General features: G+C 55.7%; 19 protein-coding genes. All 19 read left to right on the forward strand.

Annotation, left to right across the window (positions count from 1 at the left end; all coding sequences use genetic code 11):
- The first annotated feature begins 188 nt into the window (after positions 1-188).
- Positions 189-530 carry a DUF7768 domain-containing protein gene (locus EDD78_RS04915; protein ID WP_002584339.1) on the forward strand — a complete coding sequence of 114 codons (342 nt, stop codon included), beginning with the start codon at positions 189-191 and terminating at the stop codon, positions 528-530.
- Entirely contained in the window at positions 530-1243 is a 714-nt protein-coding gene (locus tag EDD78_RS04920; protein WP_087385899.1) for an antirestriction protein ArdA, read from the forward strand. The genes EDD78_RS04915 and EDD78_RS04920 overlap by 1 nt, the downstream gene beginning before the upstream one ends.
- A 91-nt stretch (positions 1244-1334) precedes the next feature.
- Positions 1335-1778 carry a PcfB family protein gene (locus tag EDD78_RS04925; RefSeq protein ID WP_350308576.1) on the forward strand — a complete coding sequence of 148 codons (444 nt, stop codon included), beginning with the start codon at positions 1335-1337 and terminating at the stop codon, positions 1776-1778.
- Positions 1765-3618 carry a VirD4-like conjugal transfer protein, CD1115 family gene (locus EDD78_RS04930; RefSeq protein ID WP_132084171.1) on the forward strand — a complete coding sequence of 618 codons (1854 nt, stop codon included), beginning with the start codon at positions 1765-1767 and terminating at the stop codon, positions 3616-3618. Before EDD78_RS04925 ends, EDD78_RS04930 begins: the two co-directional genes overlap by 14 nt.
- 96 nt (positions 3619-3714) lie before the next feature.
- Entirely contained in the window at positions 3715-3927 is a 213-nt protein-coding gene (locus EDD78_RS04935; RefSeq protein WP_007055129.1) for a Maff2 family mobile element protein, read from the forward strand.
- A gap of 11 nt (positions 3928-3938) precedes the next feature.
- A complete protein-coding gene (locus EDD78_RS04940; RefSeq protein WP_007055142.1) occupies positions 3939-4805 on the forward strand; it encodes a VirB6/TrbL-like conjugal transfer protein, CD1112 family in 867 nt (288 codons plus the stop codon).
- A gap of 102 nt (positions 4806-4907) precedes the next feature.
- Positions 4908-5072 carry a hypothetical protein gene (locus EDD78_RS04945; RefSeq protein WP_286170735.1) on the forward strand — a complete coding sequence of 55 codons (165 nt, stop codon included), beginning with the start codon at positions 4908-4910 and terminating at the stop codon, positions 5070-5072.
- Complete coding sequence (locus tag EDD78_RS04950; RefSeq protein ID WP_132084172.1) at positions 5062-5856, forward strand: DNA-methyltransferase; 795 nt, start codon at positions 5062-5064, stop codon at positions 5854-5856. The genes EDD78_RS04945 and EDD78_RS04950 overlap by 11 nt, the downstream gene beginning before the upstream one ends.
- A 2-nt stretch (positions 5857-5858) precedes the next feature.
- Complete coding sequence (locus EDD78_RS04955; protein WP_132084173.1) at positions 5859-6464, forward strand: MT-A70 family methyltransferase; 606 nt, start codon at positions 5859-5861, stop codon at positions 6462-6464.
- The gene (locus EDD78_RS04960; protein WP_132084174.1) at positions 6439-6828 is read left to right on the forward strand and encodes a PrgI family protein; all 390 of its coding nucleotides are present in this window, start codon (positions 6439-6441) and stop codon (positions 6826-6828) included. Before EDD78_RS04955 ends, EDD78_RS04960 begins: the two co-directional genes overlap by 26 nt.
- Positions 6788-9145 (forward strand): VirB4-like conjugal transfer ATPase, CD1110 family, encoded by a 2358-nt coding sequence (locus EDD78_RS04965; protein ID WP_207668654.1) that lies wholly within the window; start codon positions 6788-6790, stop codon positions 9143-9145. The genes EDD78_RS04960 and EDD78_RS04965 overlap by 41 nt, the downstream gene beginning before the upstream one ends.
- A complete protein-coding gene (locus EDD78_RS04970; protein WP_132084175.1) occupies positions 9126-10832 on the forward strand; it encodes a C40 family peptidase in 1707 nt (568 codons plus the stop codon). Before EDD78_RS04965 ends, EDD78_RS04970 begins: the two co-directional genes overlap by 20 nt.
- A gap of 13 nt (positions 10833-10845) precedes the next feature.
- The gene (locus tag EDD78_RS04975; protein ID WP_007055136.1) at positions 10846-11100 is read left to right on the forward strand and encodes a DUF4315 family protein; all 255 of its coding nucleotides are present in this window, start codon (positions 10846-10848) and stop codon (positions 11098-11100) included.
- Positions 11101-11102: 2 nt separating this feature from the next.
- Positions 11103-11894 (forward strand): DUF4366 domain-containing protein, encoded by a 792-nt coding sequence (locus tag EDD78_RS04980; RefSeq protein ID WP_132084176.1) that lies wholly within the window; start codon positions 11103-11105, stop codon positions 11892-11894.
- 177 nt (positions 11895-12071) lie between these two features.
- Positions 12072-12440 carry a cysteine-rich VLP domain-containing protein gene (locus tag EDD78_RS04985; protein WP_087385717.1) on the forward strand — a complete coding sequence of 123 codons (369 nt, stop codon included), beginning with the start codon at positions 12072-12074 and terminating at the stop codon, positions 12438-12440.
- 333 nt (positions 12441-12773) lie between these two features.
- A complete protein-coding gene (locus EDD78_RS04990) occupies positions 12774-13121 on the forward strand; it encodes a plasmid mobilization protein (protein WP_132084177.1) in 348 nt (115 codons plus the stop codon).
- A 161-nt stretch (positions 13122-13282) separates the two neighbouring features.
- Positions 13283-13576, forward strand: a complete 294-nt coding sequence (locus EDD78_RS04995) for a CD1845 family protein (RefSeq protein WP_132084178.1) — start codon at positions 13283-13285, stop codon at positions 13574-13576.
- 145 nt (positions 13577-13721) lie between these two features.
- On the forward strand, positions 13722-14201 hold the full coding sequence (locus EDD78_RS05000; RefSeq protein WP_132084179.1) for an MGMT family protein: 480 nt from the start codon (positions 13722-13724) through the stop codon (positions 14199-14201).
- Between the two features lie 156 nt (positions 14202-14357).
- A complete protein-coding gene (locus EDD78_RS05005; protein ID WP_132084290.1) occupies positions 14358-15704 on the forward strand; it encodes a relaxase/mobilization nuclease domain-containing protein in 1347 nt (448 codons plus the stop codon).
- Positions 15705-16216 lie beyond the last annotated feature (512 nt).

Consider the following 16216-nt stretch of genomic DNA (forward strand, 5'->3'; position numbering starts at 1 on the left):
GTGGGCCGTCAAGGGTGCAACGCACCGCCGCTTGCGGCGGCCTGCCCTTGACGGTCTGCCCCGGCTGTGTTACTTCCAGCGGAGCGGCGGGGGTATATATCCTCCAGAGCCGCCCCCTTTCCCATGATTGGGAAAGGGCGGGGGGATTGGGCTGAAGTATCTTTCTTCAAAGAACGGAGGTTTTGATAATGAAACGGCCACTTGCTTATATTACCGCCGGATGGCTTGGCGGTGACAGTGAAAACGCAGAACAGGCGGCCCGCTACTGCCGGGCGGTGTATGAGGCGGGCTTTTCGCCCATCTGTCCCACCCTGTATCTGCCCTTGTTCCTCAATGATGCAGTGCCGGAGGAACACAAAAGCGGCATTGACATGAGCCGCGACCTGCTCCGCCGCTCCCATGTACTGGTGGTCTGCGGCCATACCATGACCGAGGCCATGAAAAACGACATCGCCGTTGCCCAGCGGCTGGGGATTACTGCTACCACCCTTGAGGGCATCCTTACCGTCAAGGGACAGGGCCGCCGCTGATGGCGGCCCTTTTCGAAGCCTACATCACGAACCTGGGGAAATATAACGAGGGCGAGCTTGTAGGAGAAACGCTGAAATTCCCCACTACCACGGAGGAGGTGCAGGCGCTCCTAAAGCGCATCGGCGTGGATGGTGTGCGGTATGAGGAGTTTTTCATTACCAGCTTTGATGGTGATGTGCTGGGGCTCTATGACTATCTGACGGAATACGAAAATCTTGACGAGCTCAACCATTTGGCCTGCCTGCTTTCCGAGCTGGATCAGAGCGATTTGGAGAAATTCGAGGCCGTGATTGACAGCGGCGAGCACACTTCCAGCGTGGCCGACCTCATCAACCTCACGCAAAACCTGGACTGTTTTGAATTTTATCCCGGTGTGGGGGACGATGAAACGCTGGGCCGCATCTATGTGGAGGACATGGAGGCCATTGATGTGCCGGAGCATTTGCTGAATTATTTTGACTATGAGGCATACGGGCGTGATATTCGGATTAACGAGGATGGTCACTATGCCCCCGGCGGCTATGTGCTGAATAACGGTGGAAAATTCATCGAGCACTACCACGGGATCGAGGACATCCCCGCCGAGCACAGAGTTTTCTCCTATCCGAAACTTTCTATCCGGGAACAGATGGCGGCCTACAAGGAGATTATTGACGGTTCCTCTTTGGAAGGCTATCGGAAACTTTCCAATAAGGAGCGTGAGGAACGATAGACGGCACTTCGAGACACTTTGTCCCGAGGTGGCCGCCGGAAAGGAGGCGGTATAACTGATTGATGAAGATGTTTCCCGGCGTACCATAGCAATTTCTGTCCGGGCCAGCAAGCTAACGGCGCGGGGCCTTGCCTATGTGCTGGGGGCTGTGGGCCGGAAGATCCGCAAGGCTTACCGGGAACACCAAACGCCCCACGGCAGGCAGAGCGTGAAAAAGCTCATGGGACACGGCGCGGCTACAAACAGCATCGAGCTTTCCGGGGATACGAAGGCATTTGACCGGGTGGCCCGGAAGTGGAATGTGGACTATGCCTTTTATAAAACCGGGCCGGACAAATATCTGTTGTTTTTCAAGTCGGGGCAGGCGGATGCGATCACCGCCTGCTTTTCTGAATACTCGCGGAAGGTGCTGAATAAATCCAAATCCCGCCGCATCCCCATCCGGGAACAGCTTAAACAGGCGGCGGATCAGCTTGCGAAGGAAAAGCCCCGCAAGCGGGAACGGGTAAAGGAGGCAATTCGTGAGGACAGATAACATCAAAAAATATGTACTCCCCAACATCCCCTATCTGTTTGTGCTGTGGGCCTGCTTAAAGCTGGGGACGGCTTACCGTCTGGCCGCTGGCGCGGATTTCGCCCATAAGCTCATGGGGCTGGGGCAGACTATCGGCCCGGCCTTTGCCGACTTTGCGCCGGGGCTCAATCCCTTTGACTGGCTCGTCGGCATTGTGGGTGCAGTGGGCTTCCGCCTGCTGATCTACTTCAAAAGCAAGAACGCAAAGAAATTTAGACGGGATGAAGAATACGGATCGGCCCGCTGGGGCACCGAAAAAGACATCAAGCCCTTTATCGATCCGAAGTTTGAAAACAACATCATTTTGACCGGGACAGAGTTTCTAACTATGAACACCCGCCCGAAAAACCCGGCCAACGCCCGCAACCTCAACGCCTGTGTGATCGGCTCGTCCGGCTCGGGCAAAACCCGCTTCTGGCTCACTCCGCAGATTTTGCAGGCCAGCGCGGATAAAAACGGCGGATGCAGCTATGTGTGCGTAGATCCGAAAGGCGGGGTGCTCTCCCAGGTAGGCTCTTTCTTACAGCGGCGCGGGTATCGGATCAAGGTGTTCAATTCCATTGATTTCACAAAATCCATGCACTATAATCCGCTGGCCTATATCAAGAATGAGGCCGACATCCTTAAATTTGTGGATGCGCTGATTTCCAATACCAAAGGCGAGGGCAAGGAGGGCGATCCATTTTGGACGAAGGCGGAAACGCTTTTGTACTGCGCTTTGATTGCCTATATCATTTTCGAGGGCCCCGCTGAGGATCGGAACATGAATACGCTGGTTGATATGATTTCCGGCATGGAAGTAAAGGAGGACGATGAAAACTACTTAAACGCCGTGGACTATATGTTCAAAGGGCTGGAAAAGCGCAAGCCGGACTGTTTCGCGGTCAAGCAATATCGCAAATATAAGTTAAGTAGCGGCAAAACCGCAAAATCGATCTTGATTTCCTGCGGGGCCCGCCTTGCGCCCTTTGACATCCCCCAGCTCCGGGAGATTATGTCCTATGACGAGATGGAGCTTGACCGCATCGGGGATCGGAAAACGGCGGTGTTCTTTATCATTTCGGACACCACGCAGACCTATAACTTTCTTGTGGCGCTGGCCTTTTCGCAGATGTTCAATCTTCTGTGTGAACGGGCCGACAATGTTTTCGGCGGCCGCCTGCCCCATCATGTACGGGTGCTGTGGGACGAGGCGGCCAACACGGGACAAGTGCCCCAACTCGAAAAAATCTGCGCGGTAATCCGCTCCCGCGAGGTATCGCTTACGCTCTTTTACCAGCAGTTAGCGCAGTGCAAGGCCATTTACGATAAACACGCGGAGACAATTCTCGGAAATATGGACAGCGTGGTATTCCTGGGAGGCCGTGAGGCCAGCACCATCAAGGAAATATCGGAAAACTGGCTGGGAAAGGCCACGATCTCCATGCAGACCGACAGCCGCTCCCGTGGGCAGTCGGAAAGCTACAGTCAAAACAACCAGCGAGTTGGCCGGGAACTGATGACACCCAGCGAGCTGGCTACCATGCCCGGGGACAAGTGCATTTTACAGCTTAGGGGCCTGCCCCCGTTCTACTCCCCGAAGTATGATCTGAAAAAGCACCCGAATTATAAATACACGGCTGAAGCCGACAAACAGAAAAACGCTTTTGACCTCGACAAGCTCATCAACCGCCGCAGACGGCCCGGGCTTAACGAGGCGTGTGAGATGTATGAGGTGGCTGTGCCGGACGATGCGCTCACGGAAGAGGACGAGGACATCCTCAACTATGACGACATCGACGATCCAGACGCCTTTGCATAAATGGACTTTGGGACAAAGTGTCCCGAAGCTGTAACCTGCCGCCAGTGATGGCGGCTTTTTTCATGGCCGGGGAACACCCGGAGAAATGGAGGATATATGGAGTTCTTTTCTTCTGCTATCAATACTTTGCAGACGCTGGTTGTGGCTCTCGGCGCTGGCCTGGGCGTGTGGGGTGTTGTCAATCTGCTGGAGGGCTACGGCTCGGACAACCCTGGTTCCAAAAGCCAGGGCATGAAGCAGCTCATGGCGGGCGGCGGCATCATCCTGCTGGGTACTACCCTGATCCCTCTGCTGAGCGGCCTGTTTTAAGGTAACGGCTTATGGGATTTCTCACCGACTGGCTGACCGACTGGCTCAAAAGCCTGCTCATTGAAGGCATTTTAGGCAATCTGAGCGGCCTGTTTGATACGGTAAATGCCCGAGTCGGGGAGATTGCGGGAGAGGTGGGAACAACTCCGGCGGCATGGAACGCCGGAGTTTTCTCCCTCATTCGCCAGATTTCCGAAACGGTAATTTTACCGATTGCCGGGTTAGTCCTAACCTATGTGGCGGTGTACGAGCTCATTCAAATGCTCATAGACCGCAATAATTTACACGACATCGACACTTGGATGTTTTTCAAGTGGATTTTCAAAACGGCGGCGGCCATCCTTATCCTCTCCAACACATTCAATATCGTCAACGCGATTTTTGATGTGTCGCAGAGCGTGATTGCAAGCTCGGCGGGGGTGATCCAGGGCTCTACGGACATTTCGCCGGATATGCTGGCGGATTTGGAGGCCACGCTGGAAACAATGGGGCTGGGCTCCCTTTTGGGCCTGTGGCTCCAGTCGATCTTTATCGGTTTTACTATGACCGCGCTGAATATCGTGATTTTCGTTCTGATTTATGGCCGTATGCTGGAAATCTATATGCTGACCAGTTTAGCGCCCATCCCCGTGGCTACCCTGTCTAACCGGGAAATGGGGAGCATGGGGCAGAATTATCTGAAGTCCCTGTTCGCCATCGGTTTCCAGGGGCTTTTGATCCTGCTGTGCGTGGGCATCTATGCGGTGCTCATTCAAGGGATCGCCACAGGCGGAGATCCCATTGGCGCAATATGGGGCGCCGTGGGCTATACGGTTCTGCTCTGCTTTATGTTGTTCAAAACCGGAACGATTTCAAAAAGCATCTTTGGAGCTCATTAAAGAAAGGGGTGTTATATGCCGAGAAGATATGGGCCCGACGGGACGCGCCTGTGGTATGGAAAAGCGCCGGAGGACTTTAACGAGGCGGATGTTGCCCGCTTTATGGCGGAAACGGAGGCCATTTTACAAAAGCGGGAATTGCTGGGCGGAAGGGATGACGCAAAGACGATTGCCCAGCAGTTAGCCGAAGGGCGGGCGCAGGCCGCCCGTGAAAACGCCGCCCGCCCTGTCCCGGCAAAGGGCAAGGAGGCAAGGGATGACCGATAAGGCGGCTTTGGGACAAAGTGTCCCGAAGTCCCCGGACTGCCCGGAGGGGCTGTTTCTGATGGACGGAATCGAGGGCCTGCGTTCCCTCCCTCGTCATTCGGTGGATATGCTTTTGACCGATCCACCCTACGGCACTACCCGCAACTTTTGGGATGTGCCGTTGCCGCTCCCGGAGCTGTGGGAGGCGGTGAAATGGGCGGTCAAGCCGGAGGGCGCGGTGCTATTCTTTGCTCAATGCCCCTATGACAAGGTGCTGGGGGCCTCCAACCTCTCCATGCTCCGCTATGAGTGGATCTGGTACAAAGAACGCGGGACAGGATTTCTCAATGCAAACCGGGCTCCGCTGAAAAAGTCGGAGAATATTTTAGTGTTCTATCAGAAAGCCCCTCTTTACAATCCGCAGTTTACTTACGGCAAGCCGTACAGCCGTGTCCATGCCCGCAGCGGAACCAGCCCGAACTATGGAAAATTCGAGCGGCAGAGCTCCGAGTCCAGCGATGGGCGGCGCTATCCGGGAAATGTGCTGTTTGTTCCCACTGTAACGGGCGGCATCCATCCCACGCAAAAGCCCGTGGAGCTGTGCGAGTATTTTATCAAGACCTACACCCGGCCCGGCGAACTGGTAGCCGACATCTGCGCGGGATCCGGCACAACCGCTGTTGCTGCCCTCAATGCGGGCCGCCGCTTCGTCTGCTTTGAAACGGCCCCGGCCTTTTACGCCGCCGCCAGTGAGCGCATCCGCTTGGCACGCTCGGCGGTGGAGGCTGGGGAGAAAGGAGTGTAACTATCGGACGATATTCTATCATTTACGCCGATCCCCCGTGGCGGTACGCCCAAAAGGGCCTGCAAGGGGCGGCGGAGCACCATTATCCCACAATGGGGATTGACGAGTTATGCGCGCTCCCGGTGGCGGATCTGGCCGCCCCGGACAGCGCGCTTTTTTTATGGGCAACTTTCCCCCAGCTCCCCGAGGCCCTGCGGCTGATTAAGGCGTGGGGCTTTCAGTATAAGTCCGTGGCTTTCGTCTGGCTGAAGAAAAACCGGAAGGCCGATAGCTGGTTTTATGGCCTGGGCTTTTGGACGAGGGGAAATGCGGAGGTCTGCCTGCTGGCAACAAAAGGGCATCCGAAGCGGCAGGCGGCCAATATCCACCAGTTTATCATTTCCCCCATTGAAGCCCACAGCAAAAAGCCGGACGAGGCCCGGGAAAAGATTGTTGCCCTTATGGGCGATCTGCCCCGGGTGGAGCTGTTCGCAAGACAGACGCCGCCCGGCTGGGATGTGTGGGGAAACGAGGTGGAAAGCACCGTCCCGGACTTTGGGACAAATTGTCCCGAAGTCTCCGAGGCGAGAAAGGAGGTTTCTCATGCCCTATGTAAATGTCCCGAATGACTTATCCAAAATCAAAACGAAGATGGCGTTCAATTTGACAAAGCGCCAGCTTATCTGCTTTGGCGGGGCGGCGGCCATCGGCATCCCGTCCTACCTGCTGGCCCGGGAGCCACTCGGAAATACCGGAGCCATGTTCTTAATGCTGGCCGTCATGCTCCCGGCGTTCTTGCTGGCGATGTATGAAAAAGACGGGCTCCCCTTTGAAAAAGTGGTGCACAACATCATCCGAGCCAAATTCCTGCGGCCCGGGGTTCGGCACTATCAGACAGAAAACATTTACGCCCCGTTTACCGGGCGGGGCGCTGTGAGAAAGGAGGAGGCGATTGCGAAAGACAAACAGCAAAAACAGTCCCGGAAGGGGTAACAGCCGGGCGGCCCTGTCCGTCCAGCAGACGATCCCCTATCTGGCGATGCACCCGGACGGGGTGTGCAAGCTCCCCGGCGGGCTCTATACAAAGACCGTGGAATATGAGGACATCAATTATTCCGTGGCAAGCACCGAGGATCAGACGGCGATTTTCGGCGGCTGGAGCTCGTTCCTCAACTACTTTGACAGCACTCTGCCGTTCCAGCTTTCCTTTATCAACCGCCGTTCCCATTCCAGGAGCCGCTACAAGGTAAACATCCCCCAGGCGGATGACGATTTTAACAGCGTCCGGGAGGAATTTACCGGGATGCTGAAAAATCAGATCGCCAAAAGCAACAACGGCATTGAACGCTCCAAATACATCACTTTCGGCATACCCGCCGAAGGGATCGCGGAGGCCCGCCCCCGCCTGGAGCGTGTGGAGGCCGATGTGATGGGAAACTTCAAGCGGCTGGGTGTTCCCTGTGAGCCGATGGACGGGCGGGCAAGGCTGGCCTTGCTTTATAGCCAGATGCACCCGGGAAACCGGGAGCCGTTCCGCTTTTCATGGAAGGACATTCCGCAGACCGGGCTCGGCACAAAGGACTTTATTGCCCCGGACAGCTTCGACTTTCGGCAGTCCCGCTCATTCCGTATCGGCCAGTATTGGGGCGCGGTGTCCTACTTGCAGATTTTAGCGTCCGAGCTCTCCGACAAGCTCCTTGCGGAGATTTTGGAGATGGATGCGGAAATGACGGTCACGCTCCATATTCAGACGGTGGATCAGCTCAAGGCCATTAAGACCATCAAGGGCAAAATCTCCGACATCGGAAAAATGAAAGTGGAGGAACAGCGCAAGGCGGTGCGGGCCGGGTACGATCCCGACATCCTGCCGCCCGACCTTATCACATTCAGCAAGGATGCGGCGGAGCTTCTGGCTGACCTCCAGTCCCGCAACGAGCGGATGTTCCTGCTCACTTTCACGGTGGTAAACTTTGCCCCCACCCGCCAGCGGCTGGAAAACGATGTGTTTACCGTTGGCGGCATCGCGCAGAAATACAACTGCTCCTTAAAGCGTCTTGACTGGCAACAGGAACAGGGCTTTGTGTCCTCGCTGGCTCTCGGCTATAACGAGGTGGAAATCCAGCGCGGCATGACGACCAGCTCCACGGCGATTTTCATTCCCTTTATGACCAGGGAGCTGCGGATGGCTGGGCAGGCCCTCTACTACGGCATGAACGCCCTTTCCCACAATGTCATCATGGCTGACCGCAAAAAGCTGAAGTCGGCCAACGGGCTGTATCTCGGCTCTACCGGCTCGGGAAAATCTTTCGCCGCAAAAAGGGAGCTCCTAAATGTGTTCCTTGCCATCCCCCAGGATCGGATTTTGATTGTCGATCCGATGGGGGAATATGCCCCGCTGGTTCGCAGGCTGGGCGGCCAGGTGATCGAGATTGCCCCGGACAGCCCCCACCACTTAAACCCGATGGATGTGGAGCTCAACATGACCGCCGGGGAAAGCCCGCTCTCCATGAAGGCGGATTTCCTGCTTTCCCTGTGTGAGCTGGTGGTAGGCGGCAAGGACGGCTTACAGCCTATCGAAAAGACGGTGGTTGACCGCTGTGTGCGTCTGGTCTACCGGGAACAGGCCCTGGGGATTACCACGGAAAAAACGCCGCTCTTGCAGGACTTGTATGAGGAGCTTCTCAAACAGCCGGAGCCGGAGGCCCGCCGGGTGGCAACCGCCCTGGAGCTCTACTGTACGGGCTCCCTCAATCTCTTTAACCATCCGACCAATGTAAAAACGGACAGCCGGGTGGTGTGCATCGTGCTCAAGAACATGGGAGAAAACCTCCGCAAGATTGCCATGCACATCACAAACGAGTTTGTCTCCCAGGCGGTGGACACCAACTTCCGGGAGGGCGTGGCGACCTGGTGCTACTTTGACGAGTTCCATGTCCTGCTCCGCGATCCTCTGACTGCCAGCTATTTCGTGGCGGTCTGGAAGATGCTCCGAAAAAAAGGATGTGTCCCCAGCGCACTTACGCAGAATGTGAAAGACCTTTTGGCCAGCCGGGAGATTGAGAACATTCTCGACAACACGGATTTTATGATCCTGCTGTCCCAGGCCCAAAGTGACCGGACGATTTTGGCAAAACAGCTCGGCATTTCCGAGCATCAGCTTTCCTACATCACCCACTCCAATTCCGGCGAGGGCCTGCTGTTCTATGGGAATGTGACCATCCCCTTTGTGGATCGGTTCCCGAAAGGCGAGATCTATAACCTGCTGACCACCCGCCCGGAGGATGTGAAAAATGAAGCGAAAACCGAATAACGGCGCGGGCCCCGAACCCAGGGAGGCGGCTGGGGCCGCCGATCCGGGCGGGGCTGGCGAAGGAAGCGCCGGGGGTACTTCGGGACAAAGTGTCCCAAAGTCAAAATTCCGGCAGAAAAGCAACCAGGAGAAAGCGGCGGCGTCCAAACTCCGCATGGAAAAGCGCGGGGAAAAGCTGGATCGGGCAAAGGAAAAGCTGGCAAAACAGAAGCCGCCCAAAAAGCCGGGCCCGGTAAGGCGTGTGGGCCGGGTGGCCAGCGGCTCCGCCCACAGCTTTGTGCATGGGAAGATTTACGAAAACGAGCATGAGAATGTGGGCATAGAAGGAGCCCACCGCTCTGAGCTTGTGGGCGAGTCTGCCCTGCGGCATGGCTCCCGGTTTGTGAAACGGAAAATCCGGGAGCACCCGGCAAAGGCGGTTCGTAAGGCCGAGTCCAAATATATCAAGGCTACGGCAGATTACCATTTTCACACCGCCGCACAGGAGCACCCGGAGCTCTCCAAAAACGCTTTGTCCCGGTTTTGGCAGAAGCGGCGTCTCCGCAAGAGGTATCAGAAGCAGGCAAAGGAGGCGGCCAAATACGGGGCCCAGGCCGCCGGGAAAACGGCTGTTACCACAGAAAAGCTGGCGGCCCGGGCGGTGGGGTTTGTGAAACGCCATCCCGTTGGCTGTCTGCTGGCTCTGGCCTGCGTCCTGCTTGTGCTGGTAATGCAGTCCTGTTCTTCTTCCCTTGTTACGCTGGGAAACAGCACCATCGGCGCGGTGGGGGCCAGCACCTATCCTTGCGAGGACGGGGATCTGCTGGGGGCCGAAGCCGCTTACTGTGACTTGGAGGCGGAGCTATCCGACTATCTGGACAGCTACGAAAGCACCCACGACTATGACGAGTACCACTTCGACCTGGACGAGATCGAGCATGATCCCTATGTGCTTCTTTCCCTGTTGTGCTCGCTCCATGAGGGCCAGTGGACGCTCCCCCAGGTGGAGGGCTCTCTGCAAACGCTCTTTGACAGCCAGTACATTCTGACCGAGGATGTGGTGGTGGAGGTGCGCTACCGGACAGAAACCCACACCGACAGCGAAGGCAACGATTACGAGGTGGAAGTCCCCTACAATTACTACATCTGCTATGTGACGCTGGAAAACAAAAACCTGTCCCATCTGCCTGTCTACCTGTTAAGCGAGGATCAGATGTCCCGGTATGCCATCTATATGGCAACGCTGGGAAACCGCCCGGATTTGTTCCCAGGCTCCGAGTATGTCGGCAAGTACACTGAAACGCCCGAGGGGTACGAGGTGTCCCGGGAGTATCTGGATGACGAAACCTTTGCCGCCATTCTCTCCGAGGCCGAGAAATATATCGGCTATCCCTATGTGTGGGGAGGCTCCAGCCCTGCTACATCCTTTGACTGCTCCGGCTATGTGTCCTGGGTGATCAATCATTCCGGCTGGAATGTGGGCCGCCTGGGGGCCCAGGGGCTCTATAACATCTGTACGCCGACCAGCAATCCGCAACCCGGCGATCTCGTCTTTTTCAAGGGCACTTATGACACGCCGGGGGTGAGCCATTGTGGGATTTATGTGGGTGACAATAAAATGCTGCATTGTGGAGATCCCATCGGTTACGCAAACTTAAATACAAGCTACTGGCAGTCTCATTTCTACGCCTACGGGCGTTTACCATGATTGGAGGTTATCTATGGCAACGGCAAAAAGCATGAAAATCCAGGCTGAGATTGATAAGGTCAAGGCCAAAATCAGCGAACAGCAGGCCCGGCTGAAAGAACTGGAGCAGAAAAAGCTGGAGGCGGAAAACAGCGAGATCGTGGACATCGTGCGGGGCATGAGCATCCCCCTTGCGGAGCTCCCTCTGCTGTTTGAAAAGCTGAAGGGCGATGGGGCTTTGGGACAAAGTGTCCCGAAGTCTGAACCCGGCGGGAAGGAGGAAAATTGAATATGAAACGATGGAAGTCTCTGACGGCGGCGCTCTGTGCCGCCGTTCTTTTATGCGGCTTTTCGGCTGTCCCGGCCTTTGCCTATGCAGACGGCGGTGAGGGCGAAAACTATGGCGATCCCACCATGACCGAGGAAACCACGGCCCCGGAGCCGGAGCCCACCATTGAACCGGGCGAGGGCTTCTCGGAGGAGGGCAACCTTGTTACCCGTGATCTGCTCTATGACGAGCACACCAACAAGCAGTTTATCACGGTACAGACGGCGGGCGGGAACACCTTTTACATTGTCATTGACTATGACAAGCCTGTGGACGAGGAGGGCGAGCAGTATGAAACCTACTTTTTGAGCATGACAGACGAGGCCGATCTGCTGGCTGCGGCGGAGGCTGCCGGGGTGGAACAGGCCGCCTGCTCCTGCTCTGAAAAATGCGCGGCGGGGGCTGTCAATACGGATTGCCCGGTCTGCGCTGTCAATATGACCGAGTGCGCGGGCGTGGAGCTGGAACCCGTGGAAACGGAGGAAACCGGGGAACCCGCCCCGGAGGAGGCCGAGCCGGAAACGGGCGGCAATATGGGGATGCTTCTGCTGGTGCTGGCCGTGGCGGTGATCGGCGGCGGGGCTGGCTGGTACTTTAAGATTTACCGCCCGAAACATGAGAAAGCCGCTGAACCCGAGGAGGACTACGGCGGGGAGCTGGATGGCTATGACGGCGGGGAACCCTACGGGGACGAGGACGATGACGGCCCGCCTTGGGACGAGGAGGACGATGACGGAGAGGAGGCTGGCAAATGAGATTTACCAACAGCCCCTTTGAAAAAATGATGAAGCAGAAGCCCCGCCCCCAGGCTCCGGCCACGCCGAAGCCGCCCAAGGGCTCCCGTTGCTCCGGGTGTCCCTACTGGCGGGGCATCGGCTGTGTGTCCTGCTACCGGGAACTTTTGAAACCCCCGGCTGGCGGGAGGTGAGGCCATGTCCCGCGAACTTACCCGGGAGGAGAAAGCGGCCATCCGCTCCCTTGTGGTAAAGTGGTGCGCCAACTATGACCGGGAGTGCGGGTGCCTGCCGCTGGACTGTGAGTGCTATATGCTGGGGAAATGCTGGACGGGCGCTTACTGCCGTTATTTCCGGGAGGCCGTCCTGCCCCTTGATCCGGCGCTGGAGGCGGCCCTCTTGACCGAGGGGCCCAGGCCGGATTTTAAGGTCTGCCCGGTCTGCGGCGGGCCCGTTCCCCCGGATCGTCGGCAGGCATACTGCTCGGCGGCCTGTGCAAAGAAAGCCCACCGCCGCCAGCAGAGGGAATATATGCGGAAAAAGCGGGGCTGGGGTGTTGACAATTAGGCCCAACAAAACCCGCTTGTATCAAGGCTTTCCGGGGCCTGTTTTGGGGCGGGCCGTATCAGAGTATGGCCTGCCCCGTTTCGGCCCGGATGCTGTCAACATTTACGCTGTGGGACTTTGGGACAATTTGTCCCGAAGTGCCCGCTTTTTAAGGAGGTGCCGAGCATGGAAAAAACACGCAAACAGGAACTTACCGACCAGGAGGCAGGAGGCCATGCGGCTTTACCGGGAATTTCATGCCCCGATCCCCGCAAGCCCCCGGGAGCGGGAAAAGCCGTTAGACAAGGTAAAAGAGCCGCCCCGGGCCAGCCGCAGTCTGGAACGGGAGGAACGATGACAAAGAAACGCCGCCGCCCGATCCATCTCCATGTGATGGTGTCGGAGGAGGAGCAGGCGCTGATCCGGGAACGGATGGCCGAGGCGGGCATCCGAAACATGGGGGCCTATATGCGGAAAATGGCACTCAACGGGTATGTGCTCCATGTTGACCTTTCGCCCGTCCGGGAGCTGGTGTCGCTCCAGCGGCGGTGCTCAAACAATCTCAATCAAGTGGCAATCCAGGCCAACACCTACGGCGGGATCTATCCCGAGGAAATGAAATCTCTGCAACGGGACTATGAAAAGCTGTGGGGGCCATTGTCCGATCTTTTGAAAAAGCTGTCTGCTATTGTAGAGCGTTAGTCCTGCCGGGGAGCGGTTTTGCCGTTCCCCGGCTTTCACTACTTCGGGACACTTTGTCCCGAGGTGCTGAAAGCCGGAGGCATCCTTGTTGTCCCTCCGGGACAGAGGTATAATGATTATATAGGGGTAAACCGTCAACAAAAATAAGGAGGTATCAAGCTATGCGGATCATTCTGAAAATCATCGCGGCTCCTGCTGTGCTGGCTCTTACGCTGATTGTCGCAGTCCTCAATTTCAGCGTTTCCCTCGCGTCCTGGGTGCTTGGCATCCTGTCCCTTGTCCTTGCGGTGTGCGGCCTGTTCGAGCTGTTCATTCAGAGCAATCCACAATGGGGGATCACCGGGCTGGTGCTTGCTTTTCTGCTTTCCCCTTTCGGGCTGCCCGCCGCAGCCGAATGGCTGGTCTGCAAGCTGGATGACCTCACCTACTCGTTAAAGACCTTTATTGCGGGATAACGCTTTGGGACAATTTGTCCCAAAGTAAAAATAATTTAGCCAATGGCATACAGGCAAATTTGAAATTTTCAAAACAATTTTTTCAAACCGTCTCATTGCATGGAATATTCTACTTCACTATAATTGAGACAGGAGGTGTTGAGAGATGGCAAATGAAGATAAAAAGAATTTTAATGCCATGCTACACGATAGCAAGGATATGCCTAAATTTCAGACCATTACCGACCAGAAAAGCATTGAGAAATATGGCGGAAGCAGAATGTACTTTGCCCCACCAATCGACTATGACAAGGTGATGAAACTAATTCCTTATGGCAAAGTAATCACTGTCGGAAAAATCCGTGAATATTTTGCTGAACTGAATGGGGCGGATTTCACAGAGCCTATCACAGCCGGAATTTTTGTATCTATTGCAGCATGGGCGAGTTACCAGCGTTCCGAAGATGAAACCCCATATTGGCGAACCTTAAAGGCAAATGGAGAATTGAACGCAAAATATCCCGGCGGTGTAGAAGCACAAAAGGAAAAGCTGGAAGCAGAAGGGCATACGATTATTCAAAAAGGGCGCAAGAATATAAAATACTATGTAAAGGACTATGAAAGTGTGCTTTTTGATTTGATGTAGTTAGACATAACTTTGAACACTTTATTCAAATGCGTGGGGCGGCGGGGGGAACAAACCGCCGCCCCAACCTTTTTCGTTGGGAATGGAGGTGCGGCTATCGCTACAACTTTTATCCGGCCCTACAAGGTAGCGGCAGGAAAAACGGCTGTCCAGACGATGGAGGATCGGTTTGCCTACGGGCTCAATCCGAAAAAGATAGGAGCTGTGTCTGCTTACCTCTGCGATCCGGCGGCGGCCCCCGCTGAGTTTCTTCTGACGAAAAGCCAGTACCAGGCGGAAACGGGCCGGGCCGTGGAGCGCGGGGCCCTGTTCTTTCAGATCCGGCAGGCGTTTCCTCCCGGCGAGGTCACGCCGGAGGAGGCAAACAAAATCGGCTATGAAACGGCCATGCGCTGGACAAAGGGCAAGTACCAGTTTTTCGTCTGTACCCATATTGACAAGGGGCATCCGCATAACCATATTTATTTCAATTCCACGGCCCAGGACTGCTCCCGGAAGTTTCATAACTTCATCGGTTCGTCCTTTGCCCTGCGACGGCTCTCTGATCGGGTGTGCATTGAGCATGAGCTGTCTGTTATCCAAAATCCGAAACAGCACAGCAAGGGCCGCTTTCTCCATTATGGTCAGTGGATCGGGGAAAAGCCACCCACCGCACAACAGCGGGTGCGGCTGGCCATCGTGGAGGCTCTGGGAAAAAAGCCTGCCGACTTTGCAGCCTTTCTGCGGCTCATGGATGAGTCCGGCTTTCGGGTAAAGCATGGGCGGGGAGGCGTGATCTCGTTCCTGGCTCCTGGGCAGGATAAGTACACCCGCCTGCGGGCTTCTGTCCTGGGCCCAGGCTTTGATCCCGATGATATTCGGGCGGTGATTGCCGGGGAGCGTCCCATCCCGGAGCTCCCGAAGGACAGCCCGGCTCCGCCCCGGCGCGTCAATCTGATTATCGACATTCAAGAACGCATGGCACAGGGAAAGAGCCCGGCCTATGCGCGGTGGGCCAAAGTTTACAACCTCAAACAGATGGCCGCCGCACTCCAATATCTCAAGGAGCATAAGCTCACAGACTATGAGGAGCTGGCGGCCAGCACTGAGGCGGCGGTGGATCGCTTTCACGCCCTGGCCGGGGAGCTCCGGGAAACCGAGGCGGCCCTCTCCCATACCGTACAGCTCATGGGCGCTACGGTGGAATTTGCAAAAACCCGGCCCGTGTTTGATGGCTATAAGGCGGCCCGGTACAGCAAAAAATATTTGGCCCAGCATGAAGCAGAACTGACCGCATACCGGGCGGCGAAGGCTGCCATGAATGATCTTTTAGGCGGGGCGAAGCTCCCGAAAATGGACGCGCTGAAAAAGGAGCGCCGGGAGCTCTCCGAAAAGAAAAAAGCCCTCTATGCCGAGTACCGCAAAGCCCAGGCGGATATGCGGCAGGCCGTGGCGGTCAAGGCTAACATTGATTATCTGCTCGGCCATACGGACGGGCGGGAAAATAAGGCCCAGGAGCGTTAGCCCGGGCCGCATCCAACAGGCGCTTGCGCCGGGACTTTGGGACAATTTGTCCCGAAGTCCAGCGGGTTTGGGGAGCTCCCCAACAAGCATTTTCACGGGCCTGCGGCCTGTGAAAATTTCGGAGTGTGGCTACACCCGAATTGCTTGCCCGGATTATCCCGAATTCGGGATAACGATAGTTATACCGAAAGTTGGATTATCCCGAATATATTAAGCAGAGCCCCAAACTACACGATTTCTGTGAAAAAATTCGGGATAATATTTTGATGTAATTGCGTCGCCAAATCCCAAAATTGGATTGCTATCATACGTAATTCGGGATAACTTTGAATCACAATTTATCATAACTGTTGTAGTTTTAGAAGTAATCAACACTACATAGACACTATATCTTGATTATATGTGGCGAAAAGATTATACCGAAACTTATAGCTGGGAAACGATTTTTGTAAAAGCGATGCTCACATTTAAACAAAAAATTATACCGAATTATTTTTCGAAAATCCTTTGTC

Source organism: Harryflintia acetispora (assembly GCA_004340125.1).
Classification (GTDB): Bacteria; Bacillota; Clostridia; order Oscillospirales; family Ruminococcaceae; genus Harryflintia; species Harryflintia acetispora.